Below are 11,464 nucleotides of genomic sequence, written 5' to 3' on the forward strand. Positions count from 1 at the left end.
GAAAATGGAAAACATTCCCAATGAATAGAGCTTTTTCTTTATATTCATATATGCGACTCGTCTTTACTAAACTAAATATGGGTATCTAAGTGTGGTATGTAACTCGTTCTAATTAGCTCATGCTAACTAACTCGTGTTATCTCGTTATTTTTATCGTTTTTGTCCCAATAATGAGCACGAAACAAGAGGCAATGAAGACCACCAGCCGTACTGTTCTCAATTGCATTTAAACAGCAAATGAGACCCTTCATTAAAGTTAAATTTATCAATAACACAAATTTATTACATGTACATCCGTTGCGTTATAAATTTGGGAGACGGGTATTTGACGGGGCAAGTACACCTCGCACAGTAGGCCACACAAGGCTTTGAATTGAAAGACTTTAGCGTTTTATTGGCCTTCATAGCGGCAATGACATTATTTTGGCTCATCAGAGGAGCCAAAATGAGACTCGATTTCTTAGATTCATAAAAAATGGACCTACTCAATTAGAGTCAGGTCCATTTTTGGATTTCTTAATCAATCGCTTTGCCGCTAATAAGTTAGGGTGCAAACTTAACGCTGACTAAAACGCTTTCACCATCTTGGTTAGGCACTTCAATAACACCGCTTTCTCGTCTTCTTCGATGTCTTGCGTCAGCTCATTAACCAAATTCAAGTGAAGTTGGTTGTGGTGAACATGGATCTTCTGACCTTCATCGGTCAAAGCCACCACAATCGCACGACGATCCGTTGGGTGTTCATGGCGTTCAATCAATTCTGCCTTAACCAACTTCTCAATTTGAACAGTAAGTGTGCCAGTAGTAATGCCAAGCTTTTCTGCCAATTCTTTCATTCTTAACGCACCATGCATACCAAGCACTTCGATGGTATGTACTTGTGCTAAGGAGTAACCCGTTTCTTTGACAACGGATTGCTCCCACGAAGACATTTTATCGTAGAACTCAGTCAGTATTTGATTAAGCTGTTCTATATTTTGCATGGCCGTTTGAGTGCACTTCGAGAGTAAGATGATTAATCTTATCAAACTTGGCGAGCATTTGTTTATATTCAGGGACGCTTTTATCGCTGTTTGATTCAAGAGTAATCGCCGCTGAGTAGTGATGCCCGCTCACCTTCCACATGTGTAAGTCGGTTACGGCGGCATAAGGAGCTAAGGCTTCAGTTATGCCGTTGCGGTACTCATCGTCAATATTCTGATCGAGTAAGATTGGACTTGTCTGTTTCATGAGGTTCATTGTCCATTTGGCAATCACAACCGCACCAACCATACCCATTGCGGCATCCAACCAGTTCCAACCGTAAAACTTACCAAATAGTAGAGCAACAATCGCCAACAGAGAAGTCAATGTATCGGCCAAGACGTGCATGTAGGCCGCACGCAAGTTGTGATCGTGATGATGCCCATCATGTTGATTATCGTGACTGTGTCCCTTATGTTCAGAATGAGAGTGTCCGTGATCATGATGATGATCCCCTAGCAAAAACATACTCACTACATTCACTGTCAAACCAATACACGCAACAATAATCGCTTCGTTAAACTGAATAGCTTGCGGGTTGAACAAGCGATGTACTGACTCCACCAGCATCAACAACGCCACAATACCCAACGCTATCGCGCTGGTGTACCCGCCTAACACACTCACTTTGCCGGTACCGAAAGAGAAACGTTCACTGTCAGCATGCTTCTTGGCGTAACGGTATGCGAACAAGGTAATACCAAACGCTGCTGCATGCGTTCCCATGTGCCAGCCATCAGCAAGTAGCGCCATAGAACCATAAATAGTACCTGCAATAATCTCGACAACCATTGTGATGACAGTTAACAAGAGAACGTAGAAAGTACGTTTTTCACCTTGTTGATTGTGTGAAGAGAAGTTGTGTTGATGGCGTGTTGGAAAACTCAAAATGGCGTCCTTAGATTGTGTTAGTAGTTAGACGATCTTTCTTAATAAGAGAACTTTGATTGACAAGTAGTTTGACAATCAAAGCAATTGATTGGAATTTAGTTTGATAATCAAACTTTGTCAACGATGAATTTTAAGGCTCTGATTTACAGAAGGAATGGATGATGAGAGATTTAAGTTATTTCTGTAGCCTATTGCTTTGAGCAAGAACGGTGATTTACCGACACAAAAAAGCCCACACGAGGTGGGCTTAGATCGATCTGACTTAGCGATGGAATTATTGGTTTTGCAACAGGTTAATCTCATCATTCACCCATCCTAACAACTGCTTGGTCGCTTTCGACAAGACTTGATTCTGCCTCACAATATAGCCAAGGCTCGTACTAGAAAAGTTCGCCAATGGTGTGACTTTTGATTTCAGATGTTGCTTGGTTGATATTGCAAATTCAGGGACAATCGCCACACCAAAACCGGCTTCTGCCCAATCGATTTGAGCGTCTACGCTCCCTACTTCCATGACTCTGTGATTGGGTAGGTTTAAACTTGGTAAACCTTCATCGATGAAGTCACGTGTTCTCGTATCATGGCCTAGTAGAATCAAAGTGAGCTCTGCATCAGAATCTTGGATATCAAACCCATCGCCAAGTGCACACCAAGAAAGCTCTTGAAGCTTAGTGAAATACAATGACTCGTTGTGCTGTTCTTTGGCGATAACAAAGCCAATATCCGCCTGAGCATTTTTAACTAAACTCGATGCTTGAGATGACGTGGTATTCAATAGCGTAAGATCAATACCGGGATACTGCGCTTTAAACTTCTGGAACGGGCGAATCAACAAAAATCGAGAAATGATGTCACTCACGGCAATAGTTAACGTCCCGATTTTAAGGTCGTTAATGGCATTGAGATCGGCCTGACAAATTTGCAGTTCAAGTAACGTTCTTTGACTTGTTTCCAATAGTCGCTCACCCGCTTGAGTCAATTGAAATGGGCTTCTCTCAATCAACTTTATACGTGTTTGTTGTTCTAGTTGTTTTAGGTGCAAACTTACGTTGGGTTGCGTCATATGAAGTGCATTAGCCGCTTTCCCAAAATGCTTGTACTCCGCAAGCGTCACAAACGTCTTCAACAAATTAATATCGAGCATCATGTCCTCTCTCTCGTGTCACTTATATCATTCCCTAAAAGTAAAGAATGCTCCATCCGTCATTCCCTACAGTGAGGAACGAACATGGTAAGGAATCTCGCTTGTGGTTTGAGATTCCAGATACCTCGGTTCTGGAATGACGATCATTGGTAGATTAAGACTTTAAGGATATATGGAATCCTTATCAAGATAATAAAGATAATTAATTTCTCTTATCCACTTTGTAGGCCTAACATGATTTCTCAATCAGTTAGGAGAAAAATTATGCCATCTATCGTTGTTGTGGGCGCAAACTGGGGGGATGAAGGCAAAGGCCGCATCGTCGATTTTTTAGCAGACCAAGCTTCTGCTAGCATTCGTTTTCAAGGTGGAAACAATGCAGGTCATACTGTGGTAAATGACTTCGGTACATTCAAACTGCACCAACTTCCTAGTGGTATTTTTAATCCTGACTGTACAGCGGTTCTTGGCCCTGGCATGGTGATCAGCCCTGCGGCGCTAACTGAAGAGATTGCAGAAGTACAAGCGGCTGGCATCAAAGTAAAAATGGCAATTTCAGATCGTGCGACACTGTGTCTGCCTTTGCACGCTCTTGAAGATACACTTGAAGAAGAACGTTTAGGCGATGGCGCTTACGGTTCAACACGTCAAGGTATTGCACCTGCATACGGCGACCGTGTGATGAAGAAAGGCATTCTTGTGGGTTGGCTGAATCAGCCTGAGATTTTAGAGCAGCGCATTCAATTCATGCTTGATTGGAAGATGCCTCAGCTTAAAGCGCTATACCCTCAATGTGACTTCTCTCAGAGCGCTTCTGAAATGACAGAATGGCTACTTGAAGTGACTAAAGCTTGGCGCCCGTTCATCTGCAACGTAACTGAGCCGCTAAAAGCACTGCAATCGCAAGACGCGAACCTACTGTTTGAAGCTCAGTTAGGCGCAGGTCGCGACCTTGTCTACGGTGAATACCCTTGGACGACGTCTTCGAACGTAACCGCAGCTTATGCAGGTATTGGTAGTGGTTTACCTGCCCTTCGCCCTGAGCGTGTTATTGCTGTTGCTAAATCTTTCAGCTCGTCTGTTGGTACTGGTACGCTTGTAACCGCAATGGAAGAGCAAGACAGCTTCCGCGAAAGCTCTAACGAATATGGTGCAACGACGGGTCGCCCACGTGATATGGGTTACTTCGACGCGGTAGCAACTCGCAACGGTGTTGACCTTCAAGCCGCAACGGAAATCGCACTGACTAAGATCGACTGCTTATCTGGTCTATCTGAACTTAAGATCTGTACCGCATACTCAGGTGAACATACTGAGAACCCAATTTGGCCACAAACGGCTGAGCTAAAGCCTGTTTATGAAGATATGGCAGGCTGGGACGAAGACATCACGGGTTGCCGCACGTTTGAGAGCCTTCCTCAAGCCGCACAAGATTACGTAACTCGCATCGAAGAGTTGATGGGCGTGCCAATCGTGATGGTATCGGTAGGTCCTGAACGCGAGCAAATGATCATTCGAGCTTAGGTTAGAAAGCTACGATCTACATCTACATCAAAGCCCACATTTAGTGGGCTTTTTAACGTCTGCACAAACATCTAAATCTTGTTTTTCTTATTAAGGTACATGTTTTCATCGGACGACTTTATTAGATTAATGATATTGAAGCTTCGAGAATCAGCAATACCACAACCATATGAAAAGCCGAGTGAAACCTCATCATCACAACGAAAGCCTTCAATGAAATCATGGAATTCAGTGTGAATTTTTTTGACCAACTCACGAGCAAAACCCGGCTCTTCTGAGTGTATGACGACGATGAATTCATCACCGCCGACTCTCGCCGATATAGTGTTGTACTTTGAATTGTTTTTAATGCATGACGCAAATCCAGATATGTAATCATCACCTTTGAAGTGACCATACGTATCATTGATGTACTTCAAATTATCCAAGTCGAAATACAAACAAACAACCTCTCCATCGCTGATGTTTGCTTTGTTGAATTCATGGAAAAAGCCCCTTCGATTAAGCAGCGTCGTCATGATATCAAAGTGACTGTTTTTGTATAAAATCCTGCTCTCTTCTTTTAATAGGATTTCAGAACGCAATAGAGTCGATATGTTCTCAATCAAGTTAACTTGGCTTTCGGTATATGTTGTTGGGCTTAAATCAAACACTAAGAGCACCGCAAACACTTCTTCATCTATATCCCTAACAGGAACGCCGCAAAAAGACTTATAGGCATCTATTCCTGTTGCAGAGGCGGATTCACCACCAGCATAACCACTCAAATAGACCGTGCGATTTTCGTTATGCACATACTCACAAAAACAGCTAATTCTGCTCTTATGTTGGTTACACGATATGTTTGAGGAGCTCCACACACTCTCAGAACCAGAGCAACTCAAATCAGAGATCATGATGATGCCCGCATTCGATGCGTCCATTATGTCTCGTATGTTATCCAATATAGATACCCAAGTATCGACATCGATATTTCTTTGCATCCCTTCAGAAGAGAACTTATCAAAAAGCATTAATATTTCTTTAGTATCAGACGGTTAAACTTAATCGAATATTCATTAGTATACGTTGTAACAAAAATCCCAAGAGCGACAATCTAGGCGGTTATTACCTAGTACTAAGCAGCAACCAAGCACTAAGCAGCAACCAAGCACTACATCCTAATTTTCTAAGTCAGCGACATCGTTCACAGAGGCCCAAATTTCTGAGCGTCGATTCTTGGCTCTACCCTCTGCGGTTGAGTTAGAGGCGATAGGTTCACTTTCACCAAATGAACGAATAACAAGACGGTTTTTCTCGACACCATCGGCCATTAAGCCATCCGACGTCGTAAGCGCTCTTTGTAGGCCGAGCGCTTGGTTATAACCTTCTTCGCCTGTGCTGTCGGTGTGGCCATCCACCGTAATTGAACTGCCGTTAGTCTTTAACTCACCAGCTAATTGACTCAATGCTTTGCTGCCCATCGGCGTTAAGTTGTGTCGATCAAAACCAAAATGAAGACGAGCCAACAACCCTTGACGCTCTTGATTACTGATCCAAGTCTTACAGCCGGATTGGTTCGTACTTAGATTAGATTGACCTGCCAAGGCTTGTTTTAACTCACTGCTATCAGACTGCTGCTCGATTTGTAGAAAGCCCTGTCTGTGTTGTGCAATGCCCACGACATCATCAACTCTTACACTATGCTGATATTCACTGAATGCCGTGTCGCAATAAACGTTGATACCTTCTTCCGCATTAGCGATAAAACTAAGTTGCAATGTCGATAGGACGATTGAACTGATCATTAACTTTTTCATATTTTCCTCTAGTACAACTTAGTGATTCCGCTTGTTTTTGAGCCTTTACGGATGAGTTCTTCTATCTTTTCAATCAATTCATCTAGGTTAGATACATCGATAATGTCTTCATTTGGATCGACAACACAGTCTTGAAATCCACTCTGTTGGGACGCTCGAAAATCGATACCAATAACACCTATGTATAAGCCCGGTATCTCTTCTCTTGCTTTGTCACACATACCTCTGTCGACTAACCCTCTGAGGATGCCGTTATCAGGACTTTCCTGCCCATCACTTAAAATGAGCAGCATCTTGATTTTTTTGTTGTAAGCCTGTTGTTCTTCTTGATCGGAACTGTTCGGGTCACCGTCATGGAGAACTTGAGAACCTCTCAAAATGCCTTGAAAAGCAGCCGTACCACCATCTGCCCACATCGAATTAATCGGATTCAAGTCTGAAAGCTTGTTCGATAGGCGAATGTTAGAAAACTGCGATGAATCGGAAGAACCATGCGCGTTAAATAGACGAGTTCCACTCACACCATAGAAATCAGGCTGTAACCCCGACTTATCAGTAAACATCGTCGACACTGATGTCGATAAATCTACATAGTTGTATACGTCAGCAACTCGGTAATTATCTTGATTAATCACATCCTTGATACGTTTGGCGTACTTTTGATTGTCCGATTTTGGGTTTGGGCAATATGATTTCCAGTACGCACAATCAAGCACATAATCTTGCGAATAGGTACGCCAGTAATCCCAGTTAACATCGTTGTAAGAATAAGGCGAGACGTTGGTTTTATAGTTATCTTTGTAGCTCAATTGGCTTGTCGCGTTGGCTCTATTACCCGAGACGATTTCCCTCGTTCGAACGTTAAATGGCACAAAGCCAACTCGGTTAAGCAGCTTGTCTCCGGTGGTATCTTCTCCGGGCTCATCACAAACGTATTTCCACTCTCCATCGACATAGTCTTGGTTAATCGACGTACAAAGGATCTTGTTTGATATTTCATCGATGGCGGTTTTCAAATCGTCGATTTTTCTGTTTCGATTTGAACCCCATCTGTCGTTCATTGAACCGGAAAAGTCCGACACAAAAACAATGTCGATGTTGTTATCACCAAGATACACCGGGTACTTTCTCGCTAACGAACGGCCCGCCAGGTCTTGCTGCTCATCAAAAGACGGGATAAAGCTACTCGCAAACCAAGAGTCGTGTGTCGTCTTGGCATTCACTGTGTATTGGATGTATTCAAGAACCCCAGCACCCTCGTCTTCCGCTTGGTGGAAACGGTCTGCAGAAAGGTTGGTTGATTTGATGTCTCGAACATAGTTTTCGACATACTTGGTCGCCAATCCACGGGCCTGATCCGGTTGATCTTCAATAGTCACTGCTATGGCTGCAGCCTCTGCGGAATCTCGTAATCGACTGGTCTCTTGAACATAACGTGTGCCTTCAACCGCCCAGAAGGTCATGCCCATGATTGGAACAAGCAATAAGCCCATCCACACCGCGGCAACCCCTTGTTGTCTTTGGAGACTGAGATGCTGGCGATTGATTTGACGCCCATGCTGCATTTTCATTTCATTATCTCCCTGGCATTATTGAAGAAGAGCCAATCTTAACCTTGGTATTGCTACCACCGTCGAAGAAGGGTTTGAACCAAGAGCTTTCCTCTTCACAAAGACTGATTCGGTACAATGGATACACAACCCCCTTTTCTACAGGCGCTAGATCCGCATGATCGAGAATCGAATCGGTTTGGCAATTTAAGCTTCGATACTTGCTGGTTGAGAATTCAGCGACATTCGTTTTATTGGTCAACGCTTCAATCTTGATGGCCACATTGTCTACTGGTGTATTGAGCATTCGGCTTGCTACTTTCGTCATGTCTTCTAACTCTGCGTTGGTCACAGATAGGTTCGTTCCTGCCAACACATCGGCTTCAAAATAACGAGTACGCTCTTTGATAACATTGACTAAGGCAAAGCTGGATCGATCAAGCTTGGCACGTGCGAGCAATTGATAGCTCAAGTCAGCCCCAAACAGATAAACGCCCCATAAGGCCACAAGAATGAAAACTAACTCAATGGTGTACGAGCCTTGCTGGCGTCTTTTGGAAAGCACGCATTGCTTACGGAGCATCATCTTTCCACCCCTCGTGCTCTAAGTTCAAAACCATGGTGCGTGAGATATCTCTGTCAACGGCACCGGTCAGTTTAATTACGGGTGTGTAGCGGTAAGTCACTGTAATTTCTGCCAAGTCATAGTTGAAGTTCAAGCCTTGATCTGAGTGTCCCCTGTTCGCGATAAAGTCGTCATAGGTTTTGAAGTACTGACCCGCGATAGAAAAACGAGAGCTATCAATTAAGAAACTCCACAGGTTGTCATCGTCTTCAATTAACGACCTAAACTTATTCTCGTACTGTTCGTTGATCCCTTTACCTTCATATATTTTGGTATTCCTGATAGTTTCTCTCAGCGAATACTCGGTCATGTTCACAACGTAGATTTGGTAACTCGATTCGAAGATCGCAAAGGTGGCAAAAAACAGAACAAGCGCACCTAATACAAACTCAATCGCCGTCACGCCCTTCTGCTTGTTAAGACGCTTCATCATTAACTCCCAATTGAGTCAATTCAGCAGCGATGTTCTGAATCTCTTCTGCTGAGAAGTCACCTTTGAGCAACTTTTTGGCCGAGTCAATTTGCTGAGTTTTCATCAGAGCAATAGCCAGATTAGCTTTAACGGTTTTATTCGCTGGGTCTTCTTTTAAAACCGGAGCCAATGTTTGAATCGCTTGTTGGTACTCGCCATTAGCCATTTGAATCATTGCGATGTTGTTCTTAACGACGACATCGTCATAACCGCGTAAACGTGCTTGGTTGAGCTCTTGTTGTGCTTCATCGTATTTCCCAACTTTGGTGTAAGACACACCAAGCAAGACGTGAATTTGCCCTGTTCTATTTCCTGCCTCGATAGAAGTTACATATGCAGCAATCGCACTTTCAATGTCATTTTTTGCATCAAACACTTGCCCTTCTAACTGGTACAAGTTGGGATTTTTAACCCCCTCTTTTTGCAAGTGTTGAACATAGAAGTCAGCCGATTCGATATCTCCTTTGTGAAAATATGCCCAAGCCAGTTTCTCTTTCACCTCTGGATCTTCGAAGCCTTGCTCTAGCTGGGATTTGTAATAACTAATCAAGCCATCATAGTTCTTCACTTTTTCCATACTAGTGACATCGGCAAGCTGTAAGTCTTGTTGTGACGGTGCCGATTGACACCCCGACAACACACTCAACGTGAGCAAAATGAAGCCGATACGTTTTCCAATCATTCTTAATTCTCCCTAGATGCTCAATGTCATTTGCATGATGCTCGGCGCGAGAATCAGGATAACGATCGGGAACATGATGAAGAGGATCAAAGGCACACTCATCTTCGCAGAGAGCTTACCCACCTTCTCCTCAACAGTAAGAATTTGCACTTTTCGCATGTCTTCAGCGAGATCACTTAACACACTCGCCACAGATGTTCCGTATTGCAGGTTTTGGATAATCGTCAACACAAAGCTTCGTACTGGTGGCGTTGGGATGCGTTCACTCAGATCATTGAGCGCCTTTTCCAGCCCGTGTATTTTCGCCGAGTCCGATGTGCGCTTAATTTGGTAACAAAGGTCTGAGTCAAACTCAGCCAACTCTTTTCCCAAATAGACCAATGCGGCTTCAATCGTCATACCGGTTTGCACACATACCGACATCATGTCGAGCAAATACGGCAATTGAGCTGAGGTTCTACTGATCAACATCTTGCGTCGCATTTGCAGCAAGGTATCTGGTACGACGATGACGGCAATCAGCGAGAAAATAACCACGAGCAACTTGTTGGTTGATGTCATATCCCCCAACAGCACCAACCCTGAAATCAACGCCAATACCAATAACTTGGCAGGGAAATAAAATTTCGCCCACTCGGTGTTGTAATAGCCCGCCTCAATCATCTTTTGCTCGAGCTCGTGTCGATGCTCTTTACCAAAACGAACAAAAAATCGGTTTACACGCGAAGGTGCACGAACAGCATCGTCTCCAATATAGAGCGCAACTTTCTTATGTCGTTGCTCTTTACGAATCGAATCGACAATTAGAAAGAGTAACGAAAAGAACAACACAATAAGGGAAGCCAGTAACATCATGCGCGTACTCCTCTTACTAATAACCAAACAATGAACAAACCAAAAAGCTCACTACCCAACACGTAAAACAATATGATTCTTCCCTCTGGGTCATAGAGAACAAAATCCACATTAGCGGGATTAACGTAGTTGAGAATAATCATAAAAATCAAAGGAATGGCTGCAACGATTTTGGCTGAAATTCGGGCTTCCGACGTCATCGCCATCTTCTTTTTCTCAAGTGTTCGAGAGTCAACCAAAACCCTAATCAGACGAGCTAACACGCCCTTTAGTTGCCCCCCGCGAGCGATGTTTGCCCTGATCGTCACGGTAAAGAACAGAAACTCTGGGTACGGGTAGTTTTTGCATGAGCGTTGAAGCACCACTTCTGGAGACTCACCTAGCTTCAGTCGCTCTCCCATTAGCTTGAACTCGCGCCCAATGGGGTTGTGCATCACATCACCCACATAACTAATGGCTTGCATTAAACTGTCACCCGCAGTAACCGCACTCATTAGGATATTCAACGCATCAGGGAACGTATTCTCAAAGTCTCGACGCCTTCTTGTGACCAGAAAACGATAACCGAAGAAGGTAAACATCAAAGATGAACCCAGTACCAGCCAAGAATTGGTGATGGATAGTAGATCAGTAACGATGTACCAAGACGCGATAAGACTGCCCGTTATATATAAGGCGATGTACAACGACGATCTCGGGCCCAACACCATTAATGTTGGTGAGATGGAATCTTTGAATTTTTGCCAGCCTTGCTTGCGTACCAATGACTTCACGTTAATCGCATTAAAGTTTTCAGCTTCCGCTTCTTCGATATTGAAAAATTGGTAGACCTTTTTGACCTTTGAATCTCGGATCAAAAGCAGCACAAACGCAAATAGGATTAATGAAATCCAAAGCAT

General features: G+C 43.6%; 12 protein-coding genes. 1 reads left to right on the forward strand and 11 read right to left on the reverse strand.

Features of this window, described 5'->3' with window-relative positions:
* Window positions 1-566: 566 nt before the first annotated feature.
* The 3 genes from CWO13_RS10985 to CWO13_RS10995 all read right to left on the reverse strand — a co-directional run bounded on the left by CWO13_RS10985 (window position 567) and on the right by CWO13_RS10995 (window position 3,061).
* Complete coding sequence (locus CWO13_RS10985) at window positions 567-983, reverse strand: MarR family winged helix-turn-helix transcriptional regulator (protein ID WP_102433445.1); 417 nt, start codon at window positions 981-983, stop codon at window positions 567-569.
* Entirely contained in the window at window positions 961-1,911 is a 951-nt protein-coding gene (gene dmeF, locus CWO13_RS10990) for a CDF family Co(II)/Ni(II) efflux transporter DmeF (protein WP_102433444.1), read from the reverse strand. The genes CWO13_RS10985 and dmeF overlap by 23 nt, the downstream gene beginning before the upstream one ends.
* 277 nt (window positions 1,912-2,188) lie before the next feature.
* Entirely contained in the window at window positions 2,189-3,061 is an 873-nt protein-coding gene (locus tag CWO13_RS10995) for a LysR family transcriptional regulator (RefSeq protein WP_048658616.1), read from the reverse strand.
* A 261-nt stretch (window positions 3,062-3,322) separates the two neighbouring features.
* On the opposite strand from CWO13_RS10995, the gene CWO13_RS11000 reads away from it, so the two are divergent.
* The gene (locus CWO13_RS11000) at window positions 3,323-4,582 is read left to right on the forward strand and encodes an adenylosuccinate synthase (RefSeq protein WP_102433443.1); all 1,260 of its coding nucleotides are present in this window, start codon (window positions 3,323-3,325) and stop codon (window positions 4,580-4,582) included.
* Between the two features lie 71 nt (window positions 4,583-4,653).
* On the opposite strand, the gene CWO13_RS11005 is transcribed toward CWO13_RS11000, so the two are convergent.
* The 8 genes from CWO13_RS11005 to CWO13_RS11040 all read right to left on the reverse strand — a co-directional run bounded on the left by CWO13_RS11005 (window position 4,654) and on the right by CWO13_RS11040 (window position 11,464).
* Window positions 4,654-5,595 carry a GGDEF domain-containing protein gene (locus CWO13_RS11005; RefSeq protein ID WP_102479762.1) on the reverse strand — a complete coding sequence of 314 codons (942 nt, stop codon included), beginning with the start codon at window positions 5,593-5,595 and terminating at the stop codon, window positions 4,654-4,656.
* A 147-nt stretch (window positions 5,596-5,742) separates the two neighbouring features.
* Complete coding sequence (locus tag CWO13_RS11010; RefSeq protein WP_108082935.1) at window positions 5,743-6,381, reverse strand: OmpA family protein; 639 nt, start codon at window positions 6,379-6,381, stop codon at window positions 5,743-5,745.
* A gap of 8 nt (window positions 6,382-6,389) precedes the next feature.
* Complete coding sequence (locus tag CWO13_RS11015) at window positions 6,390-7,946, reverse strand: TadE/TadG family type IV pilus assembly protein (RefSeq protein ID WP_108083008.1); 1,557 nt, start codon at window positions 7,944-7,946, stop codon at window positions 6,390-6,392.
* A 10-nt stretch (window positions 7,947-7,956) separates the two neighbouring features.
* On the reverse strand, window positions 7,957-8,514 hold the full coding sequence (gene tadF, locus CWO13_RS11020) for a tight adherence pilus pseudopilin TadF (protein ID WP_108082936.1): 558 nt from the start codon (window positions 8,512-8,514) through the stop codon (window positions 7,957-7,959).
* Window positions 8,504-8,986 (reverse strand): TadE family protein, encoded by a 483-nt coding sequence (locus CWO13_RS11025; protein WP_048664896.1) that lies wholly within the window; start codon window positions 8,984-8,986, stop codon window positions 8,504-8,506. Before CWO13_RS11025 ends, tadF begins: the two co-directional genes overlap by 11 nt.
* Window positions 8,973-9,710: a tetratricopeptide repeat protein gene (locus CWO13_RS11030; protein ID WP_108082937.1), complete on the reverse strand. Its 738-nt coding sequence runs from the start codon at window positions 9,708-9,710 to the stop codon at window positions 8,973-8,975. Before CWO13_RS11030 ends, CWO13_RS11025 begins: the two co-directional genes overlap by 14 nt.
* A gap of 12 nt (window positions 9,711-9,722) precedes the next feature.
* The gene (locus tag CWO13_RS11035) at window positions 9,723-10,565 is read right to left on the reverse strand and encodes a type II secretion system F family protein (protein ID WP_048658592.1); all 843 of its coding nucleotides are present in this window, start codon (window positions 10,563-10,565) and stop codon (window positions 9,723-9,725) included.
* Window positions 10,562-11,464 (reverse strand): type II secretion system F family protein, encoded by a 903-nt coding sequence (locus CWO13_RS11040; protein ID WP_048658591.1) that lies wholly within the window; start codon window positions 11,462-11,464, stop codon window positions 10,562-10,564. Before CWO13_RS11040 ends, CWO13_RS11035 begins: the two co-directional genes overlap by 4 nt.

The organism is Vibrio sp. ZF 223 (assembly GCF_003050585.1).
In the GTDB taxonomy this organism is placed as follows: domain Bacteria; phylum Pseudomonadota; class Gammaproteobacteria; order Enterobacterales; family Vibrionaceae; genus Vibrio; species Vibrio crassostreae.